This is a genomic window from Roseitalea porphyridii, assembly GCF_004331955.1.
GTDB lineage: Bacteria > Pseudomonadota > Alphaproteobacteria > Rhizobiales > Rhizobiaceae > Roseitalea > Roseitalea porphyridii.
Genome location: NZ_CP036532.1, coordinates 1365276 through 1386701, shown reverse-complemented (window position 1 = coordinate 1386701; position 21426 = coordinate 1365276). Strand labels below are relative to the sequence as shown.

General features: G+C 66.9%; 21 protein-coding genes. 9 read left to right on the top strand and 12 right to left on the bottom strand.

Annotated features, from left to right (window positions below; all coding sequences use genetic code 11):
• The first annotated feature begins 10 nt into the window (after positions 1-10).
• Positions 11-817 (top strand): glycoside hydrolase family 25 protein, encoded by an 807-nt coding sequence (locus E0E05_RS06765; RefSeq protein WP_131617931.1) that lies wholly within the window; start codon positions 11-13, stop codon positions 815-817.
• 3 nt (positions 818-820) lie between these two features.
• Here E0E05_RS06765 and E0E05_RS06760 read toward each other — a convergent pair whose 3' ends face one another.
• The 3 genes from E0E05_RS06760 to E0E05_RS06750 all read right to left on the bottom strand — a co-directional run bounded on the left by E0E05_RS06760 (position 821) and on the right by E0E05_RS06750 (position 3442).
• The gene (locus E0E05_RS06760) at positions 821-1066 is read right to left on the bottom strand and encodes a hypothetical protein (RefSeq protein ID WP_131616026.1); all 246 of its coding nucleotides are present in this window, start codon (positions 1064-1066) and stop codon (positions 821-823) included.
• A gap of 425 nt (positions 1067-1491) precedes the next feature.
• Positions 1492-2370, bottom strand: coding sequence for a methylenetetrahydrofolate reductase [NAD(P)H] (metF, locus tag E0E05_RS06755; RefSeq protein ID WP_131617930.1), 879 nt, complete (start codon positions 2368-2370; stop codon positions 1492-1494).
• 37 nt (positions 2371-2407) lie between these two features.
• Positions 2408-3442 carry an ArsR/SmtB family transcription factor gene (locus E0E05_RS06750; protein ID WP_131616025.1) on the bottom strand — a complete coding sequence of 345 codons (1035 nt, stop codon included), beginning with the start codon at positions 3440-3442 and terminating at the stop codon, positions 2408-2410.
• Positions 3443-3534: 92 nt separating this feature from the next.
• On the opposite strand from E0E05_RS06750, the gene E0E05_RS06745 reads away from it, so the two are divergent.
• Complete coding sequence (locus E0E05_RS06745) at positions 3535-3891, top strand: DUF2293 domain-containing protein (protein ID WP_131616024.1); 357 nt, start codon at positions 3535-3537, stop codon at positions 3889-3891.
• Positions 3892-3897: 6 nt separating this feature from the next.
• On the opposite strand, the gene E0E05_RS06740 is transcribed toward E0E05_RS06745, so the two are convergent.
• The 3 genes from E0E05_RS06740 to E0E05_RS06730 are packed head-to-tail and all read right to left on the bottom strand — an operon-like array spanning position 3898 to position 6068.
• Positions 3898-4497, bottom strand: a complete 600-nt coding sequence (locus E0E05_RS06740) for an MOSC domain-containing protein (protein WP_131616023.1) — start codon at positions 4495-4497, stop codon at positions 3898-3900.
• 7 nt (positions 4498-4504) lie between these two features.
• A complete protein-coding gene (locus E0E05_RS06735) occupies positions 4505-5173 on the bottom strand; it encodes an SDR family oxidoreductase (protein ID WP_131616022.1) in 669 nt (222 codons plus the stop codon).
• Positions 5174-5201: 28 nt separating this feature from the next.
• Positions 5202-6068, bottom strand: coding sequence for an alpha/beta hydrolase (locus E0E05_RS06730; protein ID WP_131616021.1), 867 nt, complete (start codon positions 6066-6068; stop codon positions 5202-5204).
• Between the two features lie 274 nt (positions 6069-6342).
• Here E0E05_RS06730 and E0E05_RS06725 point away from each other — a divergent pair, with 274 nt between their 5' ends.
• Positions 6343-7527: a hypothetical protein gene (locus E0E05_RS06725; protein WP_131616020.1), complete on the top strand. Its 1185-nt coding sequence runs from the start codon at positions 6343-6345 to the stop codon at positions 7525-7527.
• Between the two features lie 102 nt (positions 7528-7629).
• On the opposite strand, the gene aspS is transcribed toward E0E05_RS06725, so the two are convergent.
• A complete protein-coding gene (gene aspS, locus E0E05_RS06720) occupies positions 7630-9423 on the bottom strand; it encodes an aspartate--tRNA ligase (RefSeq protein WP_131616019.1) in 1794 nt (597 codons plus the stop codon).
• A gap of 220 nt (positions 9424-9643) precedes the next feature.
• Here aspS and E0E05_RS06715 point away from each other — a divergent pair, with 220 nt between their 5' ends.
• Together E0E05_RS06715 and rnd are read left to right on the top strand one after the other, a co-directional pair.
• Positions 9644-10924: an MFS transporter gene (locus E0E05_RS06715; RefSeq protein WP_131616018.1), complete on the top strand. Its 1281-nt coding sequence runs from the start codon at positions 9644-9646 to the stop codon at positions 10922-10924.
• Positions 10921-12111 carry a ribonuclease D gene (gene rnd / locus E0E05_RS06710; RefSeq protein WP_131616017.1) on the top strand — a complete coding sequence of 397 codons (1191 nt, stop codon included), beginning with the start codon at positions 10921-10923 and terminating at the stop codon, positions 12109-12111. The genes E0E05_RS06715 and rnd overlap by 4 nt, the downstream gene beginning before the upstream one ends.
• Here rnd and ppx read toward each other — a convergent pair.
• The 5 genes from ppx to E0E05_RS06685 form a co-directional block, all read right to left on the bottom strand.
• Positions 12062-13618: an exopolyphosphatase gene (gene ppx / locus E0E05_RS06705; protein WP_131616016.1), complete on the bottom strand. Its 1557-nt coding sequence runs from the start codon at positions 13616-13618 to the stop codon at positions 12062-12064. The genes rnd and ppx overlap by 50 nt on opposite strands.
• Positions 13619-13653: 35 nt before the next feature.
• Positions 13654-15879 (bottom strand): RNA degradosome polyphosphate kinase, encoded by a 2226-nt coding sequence (locus tag E0E05_RS06700; RefSeq protein WP_131616015.1) that lies wholly within the window; start codon positions 15877-15879, stop codon positions 13654-13656.
• 102 nt (positions 15880-15981) lie between these two features.
• A complete protein-coding gene (locus E0E05_RS06695; RefSeq protein ID WP_131617929.1) occupies positions 15982-16662 on the bottom strand; it encodes an HdaA/DnaA family protein in 681 nt (226 codons plus the stop codon).
• A 35-nt stretch (positions 16663-16697) separates the two neighbouring features.
• Positions 16698-17801: an AI-2E family transporter gene (locus tag E0E05_RS06690; protein WP_131616014.1), complete on the bottom strand. Its 1104-nt coding sequence runs from the start codon at positions 17799-17801 to the stop codon at positions 16698-16700.
• Positions 17798-18352: a CDP-alcohol phosphatidyltransferase family protein gene (locus E0E05_RS06685; RefSeq protein ID WP_131616013.1), complete on the bottom strand. Its 555-nt coding sequence runs from the start codon at positions 18350-18352 to the stop codon at positions 17798-17800. The genes E0E05_RS06690 and E0E05_RS06685 overlap by 4 nt, the downstream gene beginning before the upstream one ends.
• A gap of 175 nt (positions 18353-18527) precedes the next feature.
• Between E0E05_RS06685 and purM the strand changes: the two genes are divergently transcribed.
• The 4 genes from purM to E0E05_RS06665 all read left to right on the top strand — a co-directional run bounded on the left by purM (position 18528) and on the right by E0E05_RS06665 (position 21422).
• On the top strand, positions 18528-19610 hold the full coding sequence (gene purM / locus E0E05_RS06680) for a phosphoribosylformylglycinamidine cyclo-ligase (RefSeq protein WP_131616012.1): 1083 nt from the start codon (positions 18528-18530) through the stop codon (positions 19608-19610).
• Complete coding sequence (purN, locus tag E0E05_RS06675; protein WP_131616011.1) at positions 19607-20191, top strand: phosphoribosylglycinamide formyltransferase; 585 nt, start codon at positions 19607-19609, stop codon at positions 20189-20191. Before purM ends, purN begins: the two co-directional genes overlap by 4 nt.
• An 84-nt stretch (positions 20192-20275) precedes the next feature.
• A complete protein-coding gene (locus E0E05_RS17480) occupies positions 20276-20731 on the top strand; it encodes a hypothetical protein (RefSeq protein ID WP_192900450.1) in 456 nt (151 codons plus the stop codon).
• 10 nt (positions 20732-20741) lie between these two features.
• Positions 20742-21422, top strand: a complete 681-nt coding sequence (locus E0E05_RS06665; protein WP_244598055.1) for a ribonuclease T2 family protein — start codon at positions 20742-20744, stop codon at positions 21420-21422.
• Positions 21423-21426: the final 4 nt, after the last annotated feature.

Genomic DNA, 21426 nt, shown 5'->3' with positions numbered 1-21426 from the left:
GGACCTACTCATGACGCGACTGGCCGGGCCGATCTTCGCCGCGATCATGGCTCTCTTCATCGCGGGCTGCACCAAGGTTGACTATTCGGCGCTCACGCAGTCGCTCGAGGCGTCCTACGCGGCGGCGACCCCGCGCTACGGCGACTCCGATCCGGTGCACGATTGGGAAGGCGGCGGGCCGCACGGCTTTCCCGTGCACGGCATCGACGTATCCAAGTGGCAGGGCGCGATCGACTGGAAGACCGTGCGCCGCGCCGGCATCGAGTTCGCCTTCATCAAGGCGACCGAAGGCGGCGACATGCTCGACGACGCCTTCATGCGCAACTGGAACGGTGCCCGCCGCGCCGGCGTGCCGCGCAGCGCCTACCATTTCTTCTATTTCTGCACGTCCGCACGACAGCAGGCGCGCTGGTTCATCCGCAACGTGCCGCGCGAGAGCGGCTCGCTGCCGCACGTGCTCGACATGGAGTGGAACCCCAAATCTCCCACCTGCCGGTTCCGTCCGCCCGCCCAGACCGTGCGCAAGGAGATGGGCGTCTTTCTCGACATGATCGAGCGTCACTACGGCAAGCGGCCGATCATCTACACGACGGTCGACTTCCACCGGGACAATCTAGCCGGGCACATGGACGACGAGGTGTTCTGGCTGCGCTCGGTCGCCGCGCACCCGAAGGTCACCTACCCGGGCCGGCAATGGGCCTTCTGGCAGTATACGGGTACGGGCCTGGTCCCCGGCGTGAACGGCGACACCGACATCAACGTCTTCGCCGGCGACCGCGGCCAGTGGCGCGACTGGCTGGAAGTGGCGACGCGATAGGTCTCACAACCGATCGAAATCGTCCTTGCCGGTGGGCATCAGCATCACCGCGGTGCTCAGATAGGCAAAGCCGAACGTGACGCCGAAGCTGATGCCGAGCAGCGCCAGGATGACCGGCTTGGAATCGGACCGGACGAACATGTCGCCGAGGCCCGATACGTTCATCCACAGGAGGGCGGCGGCGATCGCCCAGCCGATCAGGATGCCGACGATCGAATTGAGGACCACGAAACGGATCAGCTTGGGCATGGCCGGCTTCCCTTTCCCGCCTGACATACCGCCGAAGGTAGACCGAGCCCCGGCCGCGTCAATGCGGCAAAATCAACCGATTTCCACATGCCGGCGCCTTTCATGAACGGTGAAAGCGGGCGCCGATTCGCCCTTTTGTTTCGGGAACTTTGTGCCAGAACGGCACAATTTTGCTCTCTGGCTGTTGCGATGCAGCAACGATTTGTGTTGCGCGCCCTGTCACAGAATCTACATTAACGGGGTAATACGCAAGGAGGTCCCGATGGATCTGACACGCTCTTTGAACGTCGTGCTTGTGTGTGCAGCCTTTGTCTTTGTCGGCGCTTTGGTGTTCGGCATACTGTAATCTCCGCACAATCGAAACGCCCTGGCCCGACGCGTGATGACACGCGCGTCGGGCCCGAAGCCTTTCGGACGATCGCGTCTCAGGCGGCGGCGTCGACGGTTTCCTCGCGGATGCCGATCAGGCGGCATACGGCGAAGACGAGATCGGGCCGGTTCATCGTGTAGAAATGGAAATCGCGCACGCCGCGATCGACCAGATCCAGCACCTGCTCGGCGGCAATCGCCGAGGCGATCAGCGCATGGGTCTTCGGATCGTTTTCGAGGCCGTCGAAGCGCTCGGCCAGCCAGGCCGGAATGTGCGTCCTGCACTTGCCGGCGAAGTTGGAAACGGCCCTGAAATTGTGGATCGGCAGGATGCCCGGCACGATCGGCACGTAGATGCCCGCCTTGCGCGCCCGCTCGACGTAGCGCTCATAGGTGTCGTTGTCGAAGAAGAACTGGGTGATCGCACGCGAGGCGCCATTGTCGACCTTGCGCTTGAGCATGTCGATGTCGGTGGCGAAATCGGGGCTCTCGGGATGCTTTTCGGGATAGGCGGCGACCGAGATGTCGAGATCGCCGAACGCCTTCAGGCCGGCGACGAGGTGAGCCGCGTTCTCGTAGCCGCCCGGATGCGGCACGTAGCGCGTGCCCATGCCTGTCTGCGGGTCGCCCCGCAGCGCCACGAACCGCCTGATGCCCATGGCGGTGAACTCGCGGACGACGGCGTCGGTCTCCTCGCACGTCGACCCCACGCAGGTGATGTGGGCGGCCGCATCCATGCCGCCCTGCTTCTGCACATGGGCGAGCGTGCGGCGCGTGGGTTCGCGGGTCGAGCCGCCTGCGCCGTAGGTCACCGAGACGAAATCGGCGCTCAGCGGGGCGAGTTTCTCGATCGTGTCGGCGAGCGTGGCTTCCATCGCCTCGGTCTTGGGCGGGAAGAACTCGAAGGAAACGCGGATGTCACCGGTCAGCGCCATGCGCTGGGTTCTGGAAAAGACGCTACCTGGCATGGCGTTATGCCGCCTCCGTCTTGGCCGCTTCGGGCCGGTTGTCATCGGCGATCTGGATGCGCGGATCGTCGGCGGCCCAGATCATCACGGTCAGTTGCCCTTCGGCCTTGCCGCCATCGACGGCGAGCGCCTCGGCGCGGGCATTGTCCAGCCCGGCGGCCTCGAACCAGCCGTTGACGGTCGCCGTGTCGAAGCCCAGCCGAAGGTGCTGGTGTTCCTCGCGCAGGAATTCGAGATCGTGCGGAGCGAAGTCGACGATGACCAGCCGGCCGCCGGGCGCGAGACTGCGCGCGGCCTGCGCGACCGCCGCCGCCGGGTCGTCGAGAAAATGCAGGACCTGGTGGATGGTGACAAGGTCGAATGCGTCGCGGGCGACGGGCATGTTGGCGACATCGCCGAGGCGCACCTCGGCATGGGCGAGACCGGCCGCGTCCAGATTGGCGCGGGCGACGTTGAGCATGTTGCGGTTGGTGTCGATGCCGACCGCCGAACGGCAGCGCGGCGCGAACAGTTCCAGCATCCGGCCGGTGCCCGTGCCGATGTCCAGCATCGCGCTGAAGGTGCGGTCGCCCGCAATGCGCAGCATCGCCGCCTCGACATCGGGCTCGGGCACGTGCAGCGAGCGGATCTCGTCCCAGCTCTCGGCGTTGGCGCTGAAATAGGCGGAGGCCTCGTCGCGGCGCTTGCGCTTGACGTCGGCGAGCCGTTCGGCGTCGCGGGACAACTCGGGGTCGGCGGGATCGATGCGGGCGACGATATCGGCCGCCAGCGCCCCTTGCGGGCTGTCATGGGCCAGCCGGAACAGCGCCCACGATCCCTCCTGGCGCCGGCGGATCAGCCGCGCCTCGAGCAGCAGCTTGAGATGCCGTGACACGCGCGGTTGCGACTGGCCGAGGATCGTGGTCAGGTCCGAAACGGTCAGCTCGGCCTCCGACAGCAGCTTGAGCATGCGCAGCCGGCTCGGCTCGGCCGCCGACTTCAGATGCTCCACCAGCGCGTCGGCCGAAAAGCGGGTCGCGTTGTCGTTCGAAAAAGACATAAAGATATGTTTATATCAACCGGGCGGCGGCGGCAATATCAAACTGCGACCTGGCTGCAAACGCCCGCCGGTCGCGGATCGGCCCGGCGACCATGACGACGAAGCGCCAGGCGGCGGTCTCCAAGGCGCTGGCCAGCCTTGCGCCGATGATGCCGCTCGAGGACGCGCTGGCCGTCAAGGCGCTCGTCGCACGCCGGCACATGCGTGCCCTTCCGGCGGACCGGGCCGTGTGGCTCGCGATGGTCACGCATATCCGGCACACGCGAACCGACTACGACAACCTCCTCGCCGACGGCTACGACCGTGACGCGGCGCGATTCTTCGTGATCGAGGACATCAACGACGTGCTGCGCCAGTGGCAGGCGACAAGGCTGCTCGATCCGCACGAGGATATTGAAGAACCCTCGAACGCGCCCGTCCGAGGCGCTTCCCTCAAAGGGAGGGACTGAGGCCGATCACAGCGGATAGACCCACTGTTCGGGCAGGTGCACGCGGACCGTCTCGCCCATCGTGACCGTGCCGGGCTTTTCGACCCAGGCGACCACGCCACGACGGCGCTTGGCGATCTTCGGAAAGCCGAGCGCGATGTGCTGGTCGCCCTCGCGGCCCAGATGCCGGGCGATCGAATCGCCGGCGATCCGGCACGGGCCGTTCTGCATGTCGACCTTCACCGTCGCCCCGCCCTCGAAGAACAGAAGCGTGGACGCGGGCAGCATGGACAGCATCGGCACGCCGGCGAGCGTCATGTTGGCGCCGATCCATTCGGGCGCCAGCATGGCGATCTCCATGTCGGCGGCGACCGTGTCCAGTTCGTCGCGGGCGACGATCGTCAACTGGCGCTCGTTGCGCATTTCGGTGCCGCGCTCGTACCAGGGCTCGCGGCTGCCCGACTTGCGGGTCACGCCGGCATGGATGTCGCCGGGCACGCCTTCGAAGGTCAGTTCCAGCGTCTCGACCGGAGCGGTCACGAAACTGTCGCCGTCGGCCCTGAACAGGCCGTCGACGCGCGCCTCGATGCGTTTTGCGGGGTGGATCTCGGGAAACGGTTCGCTCATGACCGGCCTACCAATCGATTGTCGATCCGTCGTAATTGACGAAGCTTCCGGTGTCGACCAATTCGAGCGCCTCGGCGCGGTCGAGGATGCCGCCTGCGCTCTCGGCGACATCGATGTCGGCCTGCGGGCCGCCCATGTCGGTGCGCACCCAGCCCGGATGAACGCACTGGACGGCGATGCCCTCGGACCGAAGATCGGTCGCGAGCCCCTGCATGACCTTGTTCACCGCGGCCTTCGAGGCGCGGTAGGCGATCCGGTCGGACTTCTGGTAGCTGAGCCGTCCCATCGCCGACGATATCGTGACGATGCGTGGCCGGTCGCTGCGGCGCAGAAGCGGAAGAAACGCCTGCGAGACGCGCAGCGGCGCCAGCGTGTTGATGGCGAGGGTCTCGGCAAAGCCGTCGAAATCCATGTCCAGCGTCGACTGCCGGGCCGGGCCGATGACGCCGGCATTGTTGACCAGCACGTCGACCGGCCGATCGATGCCTGCGGCGACGGTGGCGACGGCAGCATCGTCGCGGACATCGAAGACGACCGCCTCGACCCCGTCGGGAACTTTCGAAAGATCGGAGGCGGCGCGCACCGAGACGGTGACCGCGCGCCCGCGCTGCAAAGCCTGGCTCGCAAGCGCCCGGCCTATGCCGCGCGCAGCGCCCGTGATGAAGAAGTGTGCCAAGCCCTCGCCCCTGCCCCGGAATCCGCGATCAGCGCGTCACGCGCGCCAGGAACCGTTCGATCGCCTCGGTGGCGTTGTCGCCGGGCCGGCCGAGCCGGGCGGCGATCGCCCCGTGCGAATAGGCGGTGCCATGAAACACGGTCACGTCGGTGCCCCGGCCCTTCAAGAGGTTCGCATAGCCGATCGAGATCGAACGGCGCCGCTCGCCCTGGCTGCGCGAATAGAGGATCAGATGCGGCGGCAGCCGGCCGTTCTTCTTGGCGTGGGTCGATGGCGACCAGCGGATCCAGTTGGGCGGCTCGTTGGTGAAGGCGGTGCCGAACATTGAGCCGATCGACCCGCGCTTGGTCGCGTAGGCGAGCAGGTCGTAGGCCTGCACGTCGTTGGGGATGATGCCGCGCAGGCTCTGCGCCTTGCCGGTCGCGGCGACGAGCGCGGACAGGTGAGCGCCGGCCGAATGGCCCATCAGCACGATGCGGTTGGGGTCCCCATTGTAGCGGCGGATGTTGCGCTGGACCCAGGCGATCGCATCGGTGACGTCCTGCACCTGGCCGTCGATCGTCGTCTGCGGCACTTTCCGGTAGTCGATCGCGACGAAGACGTAGCCGCGCGAGGTCAGCCATTCGGGCTGGTTGAAGACGCGCTTGCGATCGCCCTTCACCCAGCCGCCGCCATGGACATAGAGAACCACCGGGTGCTTGGGCGCGAACAAGCCGCGCCGGACGTCGGAGGGCACATGGACGTCGAGCTTCAGGCCGCGCGCATAGGTCAGCCCGTCATAGGTCTTCATCGCCTGTGCGCCTGGAACCGCCACCAGAAGCATCGCCAGCACGGTCAGGACCATTGCGGGCAGCAAGCGCAGCGGCGCGCGGCTCGGAGAAAAGGGTGAGGCCATCGTGTCGTCGCTCTTTCGGGTCACTCGCACCGGCACGGCCAGCGGGCGCGTCCGTGCTTCAGCCGGCCTTGGCTATAGCCGATTTGCGGCGGAAGGTGGACCCCATAGTCCGTTGAAAACGGGCGGGCTTCGCGCGGGCCTTCCAAACTGCCATATTGGTGTTGGATTCGCACCGTTAGATCGCGACGGTTCCGGCGCGTGTGCGTTTTCGCACAGCCTGCGCGCGCTACGTCGGCGAATGCTGCATCATCGGTTCACGCAAAAGGAAAGTTTCATGGTCCGTTTTCGTCCTGCCATTTCCACTTCGGCCGTCGCGCTCGCGCTGGCCCTGACCGCCGCTCCCGCCCTTGCCCAGGTCGACGGGCAGCAGGTGTTCGAGCGGCTCGCCGCGCAACTGGCCCTGCAGGGCATCAAGCTGGACGCGCAGGGCGTGCAGACCGATGGTGACGACGTGGCCATCTCGGGACTGTCGGTCGTGCCGGCGCCGGAGGCCGATGCGCTCGAACTGGGCGATTTCGTTCTTGAGGGCGTTTCGGAAGCCGATGGCGGGTCCTACATGGTCCAGCGCATCGCCATCGCCCCGATCTCGCGCACCGAAGATGGCGTGACGGTCGAATTCGAGGGCGGGCAGGTTCGCAACTATCTGATCGCCGGACCCGAGGTGACCGACCCGATCCTGCGTTCGGGGCTGTTCGAGTCGGGCGAGGCCGGCGCCATGACCGTCTCGGACGATCAGGGCACGATCTTCTCGATGGAGGGTGCGACCACGTCGACGGACGGATACACGCCCGGCGGCACGATGAATTTCGACCTTCAGGTCAACGGCATGGTCGCCGACATGACCCGCCTGCCGGAAGCCGAGGCACGCCAGACAATGACCGCGCTCGGCTACGAGGAACTGCGCGGCAACATCACCTCGTCAGGCTCCTGGGACACCGGATCGGGGCGGCTGACGCTCGACGAGATGGTCTATGACGTCGATGACGCGGCCGCGCTCGATCTGAGCTTCGACATCGGCGGCTACACCGCCGAGATGGTCGGCGCAATGCAGCAGATGCAGGCGCAGATGAGCCAGCAAGGCAATGCCGAGGCGATGAACATGGCGATGCTCGGCCTGATGCAGCAGATCGAGATCAACGAGATCACCATCGAACTGACCGACGATTCGCTGACCAACCGCATCCTCGACTTCGTCGGCGAGCAGCAGGGCATGAACCGCGAGAGCGTCATCGCGATGGCCAAGGGCATCCTGCCTGTCGGGCTGGCGCAGCTTCAAAACCCCTCCTTCGCCGCCGAGGCGACCGCGGCGATCGGAGCGTTCCTCGACAATCCGCAGTCGCTGCGCGTGTCGGCCGAGCCGACCGGCTCGGTCCCGGTCGCCCAGCTGATGGCGGCGGCGATGAGCTCGCCGCAGTCTCTGATCGAGGTGCTGGCCGTCTCGATCGCCGCCAACGAGTGATCGCGACCGGACACGGAAACGACAAACCCGGCCGGGCATGCCCCGGCCGGGTTTTTTCAGGTCGGCAGACCGGAGAGGCGTTTCGCTGAAGGCCGGTCCGGCCTACTCCTGCGCCTTCGCCTTCGGCGCAAGACGCAGCCCGAGCTCGCGCAGCTGGGCGGGCTCGGCGGGCGCCGGCGCCCCCATCAGCAGGTCCTGCGCCTGCTGGTTCATCGGGAACAGCGTCACCTCGCGCAGGTTCTTCGCACCCACCAGCAGCATGACGATGCGGTCGATGCCGGCGGCCATGCCGCCATGGGGCGGCGCGCCATAGTGGAAGGCGCGATAAAGGCCGCCGAAGCGCTCCTCGACCACCTTGGCGTCGAGGCCCACGATGCCGAACGCCTTGACCATCACTTCGGGCAGATGGTTGCGGATGCCGCCCGAGGCGATTTCGAAGCCGTTGCAGACAAGATCGTACTGCCAGGCCTTGATCGACAGCGGATCCTCGTTCTCCAGCGCGCCAAGTCCGCCACGCGGCATGGTGAAGGGGTTGTGGCCGAAATCGACGCGCTTTTCGTCCTCGTCCCATTCGAAGAACGGGAAATCGACGATCCAGGCCAGCTCGAACCGGTCGCGATCGATCAGTTCCAGTTCCTCGCCGGCGCGCGTGCGCGCGTCGCCGGCAAAGGCGGCGAATTTCCTCGGATCGCCGGCGGCGAAGAAGCAGGCATCGCCCGCCTTCAGGCCGAGCTGCAGGCGGATCGCCTCGGTGCGCTCGGGTCCGATGTTCTTGGCGATCGGGCCCGCGCCCTCGACGCCATCGCCTTCCTCGCGCCAGAAGATGTAGCCAAGGCCGGGCTGCCCCTGCCCCTGCGCCCAGGAGTTCATCCGGTCGCAGAAGGCGCGGCTGCCGCCGGTCGGCGCGGGGATCGCCCAGACAGCGCCGCGCGGATCGTTGGCGAGGATGTTGGCGAACACCTTGAAGCCCGAGCCGCGGAAATGCTCGGAGACGTCCTCCATGATGATCGGGTTCCTGAGGTCCGGCTTGTCGGTGCCGTATTTGAGGATCGCCTCGTCATAGGGGATGCGACGGAACTCCGGCGTCACGGGCTTGCCGTCGGCGAACTCCTCGAAGACGCCCCGGATCACCGGCTCCATGGCCGCGAACACGTCGTCCTGCTCGACGAAGCTCATCTCAAGATCGAGCTGGTAGAATTCGCCCGGAAGCCGGTCGGCGCGCGGGTCCTCGTCGCGGAAGCACGGCGCGATCTGGAAATAGCGGTCGAAACCGGAGACCATGAGAAGCTGCTTGTAGATCTGCGGCGCCTGCGGCAGCGCGTAGAACTCGCCCTGATGGATGCGCGAGGGCACCAGGAAGTCGCGCGCACCCTCCGGCGACGACGCGGTCAGGATCGGTGTCGAGAACTCGGTGAAGCCGGTCTCGGTCATGCGCCGGCGCATCGAGGCGATGACGTTGGTGCGCGTGACGATGTTGGCGTGCAGGGTCTCCCGGCGCAGGTCGAGGAAGCGGTATCTGAGGCGGATGTCCTCCGGATAGTCGGGCTCGCCGAACACCGGAAGCGGCAGTTCGTCGGCCTTGGACAGAACCTCGATCTCGCGCGCATAGACCTCGATCTCGCCGGTCGGCAGTTCGGCGTTGACCAGTTCGGCATCGCGCTGCTTGACCGCGCCGTCGACGCGGATGACCCATTCGGACCGGACAGTCTCGGCCAGCTTGAATGCGGAACTGTCGGGATCGGCGACGATCTGGGTGATGCCGTAATGGTCGCGCAGATCGATGAACAGCACGCCGCCATGGTCGCGCACCCGGTGCACCCAGCCCGAGAGCCGGGCGGTCGAGCCGGCGTCGGATTTGCGCAGGGCGCCACAGGTGTGGCTGCGGTAACGGTGCATGACTGGCCTCTTGATGATGGCTTGGGCGGCAACGGGCCGCGCGGATCGTTCGGGAAAATCGCGCGGAAAAGCGCATGCGAACCCGCGTTTGTCAAGCAGCGGACGGCGCCCGCCCACGGATCGAAGTCAGGCGCCGACGGATCGGCGCCGCGAAGGTCGCAATCGGGACTGGCACGGGCGCGCCGGCGGCGGCATAGTGAGCGTACTCAGCCGAGTCCCCATGCACGCCATCCGCCCCCTCATACCCCTCTTCATCGCCGCAGGCATCCTGCTTGCGGGCAATGGCGTGCAGGGCACGGCGATCGCCATTCGCGGCGCGCAGGAGGGCTTTTCCACCTCGCTGATCGGCCTGATCGGCACCGCCTACTTCGTCGGCTTCCTGCTCGGCTGCCTCTACATCACGCGGCTGCTGAACGCGGTCGGCCACATCCGCACCTTTGCCGCGCTCGCCGCGATCACGGCGTCCGGAACGCTGCTGCTGGTGATCATCGTCGATCCGATCGCCTGGCTGCTGATCCGCTTCGCCGTCGGCTTCTGCTTTTCGGGCCTGTTCACGACGATCGAGAGCTGGATCAATTCCGGTGTCCGCAACGAAACGCGCGGACGCGTGCTGGCGGTCTACCGGATCGTCGACATCTTCGCGGTGACCGGTGCGCAGTTCATGCTGCCGGCGTTCGGCGCCGGCGGGTTCACGCTGTTTGCCGTCATGTGCCTCATGATCACGCTGTCGCTTGTGCCGGTGTCGCTCGCCGACCGGTCCAACCCGACACCGCCGGCCGAGTTCCGCTTCGATCTGAAGGGCATCTGGGCGCTGTCGCCGCTCGCCTGCATCGGCTGCGTAACGATCGGCGCGACCAATTCGGCCTTCCGGCTGATTGGCCCGCTCTATGCCGAGGGGATCGGTCTGTCGATCTCCGACGTCGCCGTGTTCATGAGCGTGGGCATCCTGGGCGGTGCGGTGCTGCAATATCCGCTCGGCTATCTGTCCGACCGGTTCGACCGCCGCACCGTGCTTCTGGTGACCACCGCCGGCGCCGTCGCGAGCGGGCTTTTCCTGGCGTCGATGGCCGGCACGTCCCCGTCGCTGAACTATCTGGGCATCTTCCTGTTCGGCGCGTTCGCGTTGCCGCTCTATTCGCTTTCGGCGGCGCACGCCAACGACCACGCCAAGGCGGGCCAGCATGTCATGGTCGCCGCCGGGCTGATGTTCTTCTTTTCGCTCGGCGCCTCGATCGGTCCCTACCTGTCCTCGGCGGTCGTCGAATTGTTCGGTCCGAACGCGCTGTTCACCTACACCAGCGTCGTGCACGGTGCGCTGATCGTGGTGACGATCTGGCGCATGCGGGCGCGCGGCCCCGTTCCGGCCGAATCGCGCGGGCCGTTCTCGTGGCTGCTGCGCACTTCGCCCGTGTTCCCCAAGATGGCGCGTGGCAACAACGGCAACGACGCGCGAAACGGTTCGACAAGCGATGAGGCCTCGTCTATTGACCGGCCGCAATGAGTGACACACACGACACCGTTCCCGACCCGATCACGACCACGGACGATCTGGCCGCCACATGCCGGCGCATGGCCGCGCACGATCATGTTACCATCGATACCGAATTCGTCCGCGAAACGACGTTCTGGCCGGTGCTTTGCCTGGTCCAGATCGCCAGTGCCGACGAAGCCGTGCTTATCGATCCGATGGCGGACGGCATCGATCTGGCGCCGCTGTTCGACCTGCTCAACGACGAGAGCGTCATCAAGGTCTTCCACGCCGCCCGGCAGGACATCGAGATCTTCCACCATCTGAGCGGCCGCATTCCGCATCCGATCTTCGACACGCAGGTCGCCGCCATGGTGCTCGGCTTCGGTGACGCGATCGCCTACGACCAGCTCGTCAAGCGCACGACCGGCGCCCATATCGACAAGTCCTCGCGCTTCACCGACTGGGCGCTCCGTCCGCTCAGCGACAAGCAGCTCGCCTACGCGCTCGCCGACGTCACGCATTTGCGCGACGTCTACGCGCGATTGAAGGCAATGCTCGACGAGCGCGGCCGGGCGCACTGGGTGGCCGAGGAGATGGCGGTGCTGACCTCGCCGGCGACCTACGAGGTCCATCCGGAAGAGGCCTGGCGACGGCTCAAGCTGCGCGTGCGCAAGCCGGCCGAACTGGCGGTCATGCAGAAGCTGGCGGCCTGGCGTGAACGGCAAGCGCGCGAGCGCGACGTGCCGCGCAACCGCGTGCTGAAGGACGATGCGATCTACGAGGCGGCCCAGCAGCGGCCGGCCGACCAGCGGGCGCTGTCGCGGCTGAGAACCGTGCACAAGGGGATGGAGCGCTCGGCGACCGGCGCGGCGATCCTTGACGCTGTCGCCCAGGTCAAGGCGATGGACAAAGACGACCTACCGGCCGTGCCGCGTCCGCCGAACGCGCCCGAGGGCGCGGGCGCGGCCAGCGAGCTGCTCAAGGTGCTGCTCAAGCTGACCGCCGAGAAGTACAATGTCGCTCAGCGCGTGATCGCCACCTCGGACCATCTCGACCAGATCGCCGCGCATGGCGAAGAAGCCGACGTGCCGGCGATGCGCGGCTGGCGGCGCGAACTGTTCGGCGACGAGGCGCTGCGGCTGCTGAACGGCGAGATCGCGCTCGGCTTCAGCGAGCGGCGGATAGCGAGCGTTGATCTGACGGCGGCTCGGCAATAACCATCGTCACGTCGACGCCGGTCACCTTGGAAAGCTGGGACAGGCGTGCTTCGGGCCGTTCGCCCGCGAGCGCGGCAAGGTGCGAGGGCACGACCAGTTCCATGGCGCCGTTGTCGCTGCGCCTCCAGGCGAGTTCGGGAATGATGCCGGGCATGGCGGCGCTGAAAAGATAAGCGACGCGCAGGAACGCGGCGAGGCACTTGGCCCGTTCCCATGTGCGCTGGGAGACCAGCTTGCGGATCTCCGGCGCCAGGCTGTCGTTCTTGAGCCCCTCGTAGCGGAAATAGTTGGCCAGCGCGATGAAGGCCCGCCCCTCGTGGCTGACCTGAATGAAGCTCGAATAGGCGATGATCGCCAGCGACTGGGCCGAGCGGTAGTCGGGGTGGGCGCGCCAGCCGATGTCCGCCAGCCGGCAGGCCGCATCGCGGTTGCGGGCTTCGTCCACCGACTCGTCGATGCCGAAGGCCGCAAAGCTCTCGCCGGTCCAGCGCGCCAGTTCGCGCGCGTGACGCGGCGAACGCGAGCGCAGCACGGCCAGTTCGTCGGCCGCCTCGATCAGGCCGTCGCGGCGACGCACATCCTCGTCGAGTTGTGCGAACAGATAGCCCTCGCGCACGCCAAGCGCCGAGAACGCGATCGCGCGCGGCTTCATCTGGCGGATGATCTCGGCCAGCACGACGGCGCCATAGGGCACCATGGCGCTTCGCGAGGACGAGATGAGGTGGATGCCGCGCAGCTTTTCGAGATCACCGTCGATCAGCTTCTTGCAGAATTTCAGCGCCGCGTCGGGCGCGATCTCGTAGCCGTGCGTGACGCGCAGCGGATAGCCGGTCTCCTCCATGTGCAATTTGGCGATGGCGCGCCAGGTGCCGCCCACGGCGTAGAAGGTGCGGCCACGCGCGCTGGAGATGACATCTGTCTCGGCGATCAGCTTGCGGGCGATCTTCTCGGCCTCGCGGATCGAACTGTCCGCCATGTCCTGCAACCGCAATCCGCCGAGCGGCAAGGTGACGCCGTCGCCGATCGTCTGGTCGCGCACGTCGACCATCTCGATGCTGCCGCCGCCCAGATCGCCGGCGATGCCATCGGGCGCGCGGAACGCCGAAACCACGCCGAAGGCGGAATAGCGTGCCTCCTCCGCGCCGGTCAGGATCAGGATCTCGCTGCGCAGGATCGCCTGCGCCCGGGCGATGAAGTCGGGACCGTTCTCGGCCTCGCGCGCGGCCGCGGTCGCCAGCACGTAAAGGGTGGAGACGCGCGCCTGATCGGCAAGCGCGCGGTAACGCGTCAGCGCGGCAAGAGCCCGCTCCACGGCCGCGTCGTCCATGCGCCCGGTCTGGGCGATGCCGCGGCCGAGCCCGCACGAGACCTTCTCGTTGAACAGGACCGCCGGCGCCCGGACCATGCCCTCGTAGATGACGATACGCACCGAGTTCGAACCGATATCGACGACGCCCACCGGCGCACGGTTCTTCAGTCGGCCCTGGGCGTCTTCGGTTTCAATCACTGACCAAAGCTCCCGCGCTCGGCGAAACGCAATTCCTATCGGGCCTTGTTGTGCTCCCGTTTGCGATGCGCGATCAATCGCGGCGCAGACGATTTCAACGACTTTCCACGGCCCGACAGGCTGGGATTGGTCATGAAATAGGTCTGCGCGTCAAACGATTCCTCGTCCTCGCCGGGCTCTATGCGCCGCGAACGGCCATCCTCGAGCAGTTCATAGCTCTGCTGGTTGTCGAGCAGATTGGCCAGCATGATCTGGCTGAGAACCTGTTCGTGGACGGTCTCGTTCTCGAGCGGCACCAGCGTTTCGACGCGGCGGTCGAGGTTGCGCGGCATCAGATCGGCCGAGCCGATATAGACAATGGCCTCCTCGGACGGCAGGCCGTGGCCGTTGCCGAAACAGTAGATGCGCGAATGTTCGAGGAAGCGGCCGACGATCGACTTGACGCGGATGTTCTCGGACAGGCCGGGCACCTGGGAGCGCAGGCAGCAGATGCCGCGCACCACCAGGTCGATCTCGACGCCGGCGGCGCTCGCCTCGTAGAGCGCGTCGATGACGTGGCCGTCGACGAGCGAGTTCATCTTCATCCAGATCGCCGCCGGCCGGCCGGCCCTTGCATGGTCCATCTCGGCGTGGATGAGCCCGAGCAGCCGGTCGCGCATGTGCATCGGCGATACGGCGAGCTTCATGTCGTCGGGCGGGTCCGCATAGGAGGTGATGAAGTTGAACACCTGGGCGACGTCGTGGGCGATGACCGGGTCGACCGTGAAATAGGATAGGTCCGTGTAGATCTTCGCGGTGATCGGGTGGTAGTTGCCGGTGCCCAGATGCACGTAGGAACGCAGCCCGTTCTCCTCGCGGCGCACGACGAGCGACATCTTGGCGTGGGTCTTCAGCTCGACGAAGCCGAACACCACCTGCACGCCGGCGCGTTCGAGGTCGCGCGCCCAGCGGATGTTGGCCTCCTCGTCGAAGCGGGCCTTCAGTTCGACCAGCGCGGTGACCGACTTGCCGGCTTCGGCGGCGTCCATCAGCGCGCGCACGATCGGACTGTCGTTCGAGGTCCGGTAGAGCGTCTGCTTGATGGCGATGACGTCGGGATCGATGGCGGCCTGGCGCAGGAACTGCACGACGACATCGAAACTCTCGTAAGGGTGGTGGACGATGATGTCCTTCTGGCCGATCGCGGCAAGGCAGTCGCCGCTGTGCTCGCGGATGCGCTCGGGAAAGCGCGCCGTGTAGGGCTGATAGAGCAGATCGTCGCGCGGCACCTTGACGATCTCCGAGACCGTGTTGAGGGCGAGGATGCCGGGCTGGACCGACACGCGCGTGTCCGGAACGCCGAGTTCGTGGGCGACGAATTCGCGCAGCGTGCGCGGCATCTCGTGGTCGAACTCAATGCGGATCACCTGGCCGCGCCGGCGGCGCTTGAGCGCGCTCTCGAAGAAGCGGACCAGATCCTCGGCCTCTTCCTCGACCTCCAGATCGCTGTCGCGGATGATGCGGAAGGTGCCCTGCCCGCGGATCTCGTAGCCCGGATAGAGACGGGCGATGTAAAGCCCGACAATGTCCTCGAGCGAGATGAACCGGTAGGACGGCGCCTCGGTCGGCAGCGCGACGAAGCGCGACAGGGCGGGCGGCAGGCGCAAAAGCGCGTTCATCACCTTGCGCGTGGTGCGGTTGACCAGTTGCAGCGCGATCGAAAAGCCAAGGTTCGGAATGAACGGGAACGGGTGCGCCGGATCGATCGACAACGGTGTCAGCACGGGGAAGATGGTCTGCAGGAACTCGTCCTCGAGCCATTCGCGATCGGCGTCCGAGAGGTTTTCGGCGCGGACGATCTCGATGCCCTGCGCGGCGAGGTCCTCGCGCAATTCGGTCAGAACGACCTGCTGCTCGGTCTGCAGCTTGCCGATCTCCTCGAGCACCATGTCGAGTTGCTCCTCGGGCGTGCGGCCGTCGACCGAGCGCTCGGCGACGCCCTCGCGCACCTGCCCGGCAAGACCGGCGACGCGCACCATGAAGAATTCGTCCAGATTGGCGGCGGAGATCGACAGGAACCGCATGCGCTCGAGCAGCGGCTGGCGCTCGTTGCGCGCCTCCTCCAGAACCCGCCAGTTGAACTGCAACCAGGAGAATTCACGGTTGATGAACCGCGTCGGATCGTCCTGGGCGATCAGCGCCACCGGCGATGTGGGAGCGCCGTGGACCTCGCCCTCATTGTCGTAGTTGCGCGCGACGTCCTGAATGTCCGTCTTTTCCATGGCCAAGCCGTCCGAGTTCCGATTCAGCGGGGGTTTATGTCACAATTACCACGTTTTGGTGACAGGGCGAGCGGCGATGGCCGGCATGCTTAAGGGGCCGCCTCAAAAGGCAAGTCGCGACTGCTCGTCCTCGATGGCGCGCAGGATTTCGGCCGCAAGCGGCCGCGTGATCGACGTTTTCCGGGCAAGGGCCGCCCGGTCGAGCCGGTCAACGATCGCCGCAAGGGCGGGGAGCGAACGCTCAAGGCGTGGCAGCAGGTAGGCGACCACGGCGGGGTCAACGCTGACCTGCCGGTCGGCGAACAGCTTGACCGCAACCGCCTGCAGCAGCGCGTCGTCCGGCTGGCCCAGTTCGGCGACCATCGACGCACGCAGGCGCGAGCGCAGGTCGGCCGTCCGCAGCGGCCATGCGGACGGGTTTGTCGCCGCGGTTGCCAGCATCGTACCGCCGGCGCCGCGCACCGCGTTGATGAGGTGGAAGAGCGCCGTCTCGTCGAGCTTTTCGGGCGACAGGCCGTCGGCGAGGATCGGCCGGCCGGACTGGGCGGCGTCGAGGTCGACGGCGGCCGGCGCCAGCGGATCGGCCAGCGCGTGCGCGTCGGCGATCGCGCGCCAGACCGTTGCGACATGGGTCTTGCCGCTGCCGGGCGGGCCTACGATCACGGCGACCGGCGCCTGCCAGTCCGGCCAGCGCTCGATCAGGGTCGCGACGGCGCGGTTGGCATCGGTGACGATCAGGTCGTCGCGGCTCAGCGAGGGGCTGGCCGGCAAATCGAGCGGCATCTGTCGGTCGCGGTCGGTCAAGGCAAGGCCCCGCGCTATTGCTCCGGCCTTTCGGACGACCCGAAATAGAGGTCGGAGTCCAGGTAGCGGCGCATGGCGAAGCGCACGAGGACGCCGACGGCGGCGGCCGCCGGAACCGCGATGAGCATGCCGGTGAAGCCGAACAGCGAGCCGAAGGCGAACAGTGCGAACATCAGCCAGACCGGGTGCAGGCCGACGCTGTCGCCGACCAGCTTGGGCTGCAGGATGTTGCCCTCGAAGGCCTGGCCGCCGAAGAAGATGGCGGCGATGATGACGACCATGAACCAGTCCGGCCAGAACTGGACCAGCGCCACGCCGACCGACAGGACCAGCCCGACGAGCGAGCCGACATAGGGGATGAAGCTGATCAGCCCCGCGAACATGCCGATCAGGAGCCCGAAATTGAGCCCGGCGATCGACAGCGCCACCGCGTAGAACGTGCCGAGGATCAGACAGACCGTTCCCTGCCCCCGGATGAAGCCGGCGATCGTGGCGTCCATCTCCCGGGCGATCTCGCGAACCGTCTCGACATGGTCGCGCGGGACGCTGGCGTCGATCCGTGCCACCATGCGGTCCCAGTCGAGCAGCATGTAGAAGGCGACCACCGGCGTGACGACGAACAAGCCGATGATGTTGAGAAGCGCCATGCCCGACGTCCAGATGCCCTGCGCCAGCCCGGTCAGCACCGATGCGCTCTGGGCGAGCAGTTCGTCGATACGGCCGCGCAGTTCGCCCGGTTCGCCGGCAAGGTAGGGGTCGAGCCATTCAAGGTCGCCGGCGAGCGACGTCCCCAGTTCCCGGATGCGCGCCATGTATTCGGGAAGCCGGTCGATGAACTCGACGAGCTGGCCGGCGAGGATCGGCACGATGATCAGCAGCGCGATCGCGAAGACCAGAACGAACAGCACCAGGATGACCACGGTCGCAGCGAGCCGCGAAAGGCCGCGCCTTTCGAAGAAGTCGGCCACCGGATCGAGGAAGTAGGCGAGCGCCAGTCCGGCCAGGAACGGGAACAGGATCGACCGGAACACGAAGAGAAAAAGGATCAGCACGCCAAGCGTGCAAAGCCAGAAGATCGCCTGGCGCCGCAGGGTCCGCGCGGAAATGTGCTCGGTCATCGTGAATACCCGCCTTGGCCCATGTGCCGGACGAACACCACGCCATAGGTGGCAAAAGAGGCCAAGGTCAAGGCGGCGGTGGCCCAGACGAGCACGGGCTTGAGAATGCCCGGCTCGAAGTCGAAGGCGTGCGCTCCCATCACGAGGGCCACCAGCGCGATCTGCAGGAACGTGGTCGCCTTGGAGACCATCATCGGCCGGATCGTCAGCCCCTTGCCGAGCAGCAGCGCGACGCCGACACCGGCAAGGATCAGCACATCGCGCAGAACCGCCAGCACGACCAGCCAGACCGGCACCAGCGACAGCACGGCCAGACTGACCAGCCCGGTCACCAGCAGCGCCTTGTCGGCGACGGGGTCGAGCCAGGCCCCCAGAACCGAGCTTTGATTGAACAGGCGCGCCAGGATGCCGTCGACGGCATCGGAAATGCCGGCGATGACGAACAGCCAGAAGGCCGCCTGCCACTGGCCGCCCAGCATCAGCCAGGCAAGCACGGGCACGGCGACGATCCGCGCCAGCGTGATCGTGTTGGGCACGGTGAACGGCGCCATGGGAGCGGGGCGATCGTGTGTCATCGCGCCTATATGGCGGGTCGCGTGCGCCGTTCCAAGCGAAACCGCCCACGTTCGGGGCAAGCGGAAATCTGTGGCCGGGCACCGCAAGGCCTTGGCCAGTGGCGGCGCGATCGCCTAAGAGGCCGCAAGGCAATGTGACACGGGTCCCCCGATGGGCGCACAAGGAAGCAAGCACGGCCCGAACGGGCTGACCTATGCAGATGCCGGCGTCGATATCGATGCCGGCAACGCGCTCGTCGAAGCGATCAAGCCGGCGGTCAGGTCCACGGCGCGTCCGGGCGCGGACGGGGCGATCGGCGGCTTCGGCGGCCTGTTCGACCTGAAGGCGGCCGGTTTCGCCGATCCGGTGCTGGTGGCCGCAAATGACGGCGTCGGCACCAAGCTCAAGGTCGCCATCGAGACGGGCATTCACGACACGGTCGGCATCGATCTGGTCGCCATGTGCGTGAACGATCTGGTCGTGCAGGGTGCTGAGCCACTGTTCTTCCTCGACTATCTGGCGACCGGCGCGCTCGATGTCGATCAGGCCGCATCGGTGGTCACGGGCATCGCCGAAGGGTGCCGGCGTGCCGGCTGCGCGCTGATCGGCGGCGAAACGGCCGAGATGCCGGGCATGTATGCGGGCGGCGACTACGACCTTGCGGGCTTTGCGGTCGGCGCGGCCGAACGCGGCACGCTGCTGCCGCGGCTCGAGGCAATGGAGCCGGGCGACGTGCTGCTCGGGCTGGCCTCGTCCGGACTTCATTCGAATGGCTTCTCGCTCGTGCGCCGCATCATCGACGGCGCCGGGATCGGCCTCGACGCGCCGGCGCCGTTCGATGCGGGAAGGACGCTTGGCGCGGCGCTGCTCGAACCGACGCGGATCTATGTGCGCCCGCTGCTGGCAGCGATTCGCGACACCGGCGCCATCAGGGGTCTGGCGCACATCACCGGCGGCGGGCTGACCGAGAACCTGCCGCGCGTGCTGCCCGATCATCTGGCCGCGCAGATCGATCTGGGCACGATCGACGTGCCGGGCGTGTTCGGCTGGCTGGCGAAAGAGGGCGGCGTCGCGCCTGGCGAGATGGTGCGCACGTTCAATTGCGGCATCGGCATGGTGGCGATCGTCGCGGCGGACCGGGTCGACGCCGTCACCGACCGGTTGCGGTCCGAAGGCGAGACGGTCGCGATCCTCGGCGAACTCGCCGCAAGGGCCGACGCGCCAGTGACTTATCGCGGAGCCCTGAGCCTTTGACCGCCGGCAAACGCCGGGTGGCGGTGCTGATCTCGGGGCGCGGCTCGAACATGGAAGCGCTCGCCGATGCTTGCGCCGCGCCGGACTATCCGGCGATGATCGCCGGCGTTCTTTCCGATGTCGAAGACGCCCCCGGCCTTCAGGCGGCCGCCCGGCGTGGCATCGCAACCGCCGCGCTGCCCCGGGGCGACTTCGCCTCCAAGCGGGAGCACGAAGCGGCAATCCACCGGCAACTGGTCGCATGGCGAACCGAGTTCGTCTGTCTTGCCGGTTTCATGCGCTTGTTGAGCGGCGAGTTCATCGCGCCGTGGCAGGGACGGATCATCAACATCCATCCTTCGCTGCTGCCGCGGCACAGAGGGCTCGACACGCACCGGCGGGCGCGGGAGGCCGGCGATGCCGAGCATGGCTGTTCGGTCCATCATGTCACCGCCGGCATGGACGAGGGACCGGTGATCGCACAGGCGCGTGTGCCGGTTCTTGCCGGCGACACGTCCGACACGCTCGGCGCGCGTGTGCTTGCCGAAGAGCACCAGCTCTATCCCGAGGCGCTGCGCGCCCTGATAGCGGAGACCCCGTAGCTTCTCCTGCCGAGCCCATCGGCGCTTGGCGTTCGCAGCCGGGGTTGATATGCAGTCATGGCCCGAACGCCGGACGAGACAGACATGCGCCCTGCCCCGATCATCGCCGCCGCCCTCATCGCCATCGCCAGCGCGGGCGCTGCCCTCGCCGCCGACGCCTTCACGCGTCCGCACGCCGGCGACGCCTATTTCCCGTTGCGCGAAAGCCCGCAATGCACCGATCCGGCCATGCTCAAGCAGATCGTGCGCGGCTTCGCGCACAAGGCCGAGAACCAGTTGCACCAGCCCGACCTCGGCATCGCGGACATCACCGCGATCCATCAGCACCGCTATCTGCCGCAGAACGCCGAACTGGCGCGGCCGATCCCGCGCCGCTATTGCGGGGCCACCGCCTGGCTGACCGACGGCAGCCATCGCGATCTGTGGTACCTGATCGAGGGCGGCGCCGGATTCGCCTCGATCGGATCGAAGGCCTCCTTCTGCGTGGAAGGCTTCGACCGCTGGAACGTCTATAACGCCGACTGCCGTCTGCTTCGCTGATCGCGTCGTGATGCGACGATCCGGTCTGCTCCCGCTCGCCGCGCTCTTGGCGCTGGTGGCCTGCTCCGAGCCCGGAGCGTCCGGTGACAGCGCGGATGCGGCCAGCGTACCGCTTGGCTCGGGGTTCGACTTCTACGTGCTGGCGCTGTCCTGGTCGCCGGGATACTGCGCATCGGAAGGCGAGCGCGCCAACCGGCAGCAATGCGGACCGGGCACGGATTTCGGCTTCGTCGCGCATGGCCTCTGGCCGCAATTCGAGCGCGGCTGGCCGGAATATTGCGAGACGGACGAGCCGCTGTCGGTGCCGCGCGAACAGGCTGCCGCGCTCGGCGACATCATGCCTTCCGTTGGCCTTGTCCGCCATCAATGGAAGAAGCACGGCACCTGCACCGGGCTCGATCAGGCCGACTATTTCGCGGTCACCCGCGCCGCCTACGAGCGGATCGCGTTGCCCGGCGCGTTCAAGGACCGCGCGGAAACGGCGAGCATACGGCCCGCCGAGGTCGAGCGGGACTTTCTTGCCGCCAATCCCGAACTGCCCGCCGATGCGGTTGCCGTGATCTGCGACCGGCGGTTCCTGCGCGACGTGCGCATCTGCATGTCCCGCGATCTTCGCGAGTTCGTCTCGTGCCCCGAGGTCGACCGGCGCGCCTGCACGCTGGAGGCCGTGGTCGTGCCGCCCGATGATTGAGAGG

Coding starts and splice junctions, on each gene's coding strand:
- E0E05_RS06765 (WP_131617931.1), top strand. CDS start 11: ATGACGCGACTGGCCGGGCCGATCTTCGCCGCGATCATGGCTCTCTTC.
- E0E05_RS06760 (WP_131616026.1), bottom strand. CDS start 1,066: ATGCCCAAGCTGATCCGTTTCGTGGTCCTCAATTCGATCGTCGGCATC.
- metF (WP_131617930.1), bottom strand. CDS start 2,370: ATGGCGCTGACCGGTGACATCCGCGTTTCCTTCGAGTTCTTCCCGCCC.
- E0E05_RS06750 (WP_131616025.1), bottom strand. CDS start 3,442: ATGTCTTTTTCGAACGACAACGCGACCCGCTTTTCGGCCGACGCGCTG.
- E0E05_RS06745 (WP_131616024.1), top strand. CDS start 3,535: ATGACGACGAAGCGCCAGGCGGCGGTCTCCAAGGCGCTGGCCAGCCTT.
- E0E05_RS06740 (WP_131616023.1), bottom strand. CDS start 4,497: ATGAGCGAACCGTTTCCCGAGATCCACCCCGCAAAACGCATCGAGGCG.
- E0E05_RS06730 (WP_131616021.1), bottom strand. CDS start 6,068: ATGGCCTCACCCTTTTCTCCGAGCCGCGCGCCGCTGCGCTTGCTGCCC.
- E0E05_RS06725 (WP_131616020.1), top strand. CDS start 6,343: ATGGTCCGTTTTCGTCCTGCCATTTCCACTTCGGCCGTCGCGCTCGCG.
- aspS (WP_131616019.1), bottom strand. CDS start 9,423: ATGCACCGTTACCGCAGCCACACCTGTGGCGCCCTGCGCAAATCCGAC.
- E0E05_RS06715 (WP_131616018.1), top strand. CDS start 9,644: ATGCACGCCATCCGCCCCCTCATACCCCTCTTCATCGCCGCAGGCATC.
- rnd (WP_131616017.1), top strand. CDS start 10,921: ATGAGTGACACACACGACACCGTTCCCGACCCGATCACGACCACGGAC.
- E0E05_RS06700 (WP_131616015.1), bottom strand. CDS start 15,879: ATGGAAAAGACGGACATTCAGGACGTCGCGCGCAACTACGACAATGAG.
- E0E05_RS06695 (WP_131617929.1), bottom strand. CDS start 16,662: ATGCCGCTCGATTTGCCGGCCAGCCCCTCGCTGAGCCGCGACGACCTG.
- E0E05_RS06690 (WP_131616014.1), bottom strand. CDS start 17,801: ATGACCGAGCACATTTCCGCGCGGACCCTGCGGCGCCAGGCGATCTTC.
- E0E05_RS06685 (WP_131616013.1), bottom strand. CDS start 18,352: ATGGCGCCGTTCACCGTGCCCAACACGATCACGCTGGCGCGGATCGTC.
- purM (WP_131616012.1), top strand. CDS start 18,528: ATGGGCGCACAAGGAAGCAAGCACGGCCCGAACGGGCTGACCTATGCA.
- E0E05_RS17480 (WP_192900450.1), top strand. CDS start 20,276: ATGCGCCCTGCCCCGATCATCGCCGCCGCCCTCATCGCCATCGCCAGC.
- E0E05_RS06665 (WP_244598055.1), top strand. CDS start 20,742: ATGCGACGATCCGGTCTGCTCCCGCTCGCCGCGCTCTTGGCGCTGGTG.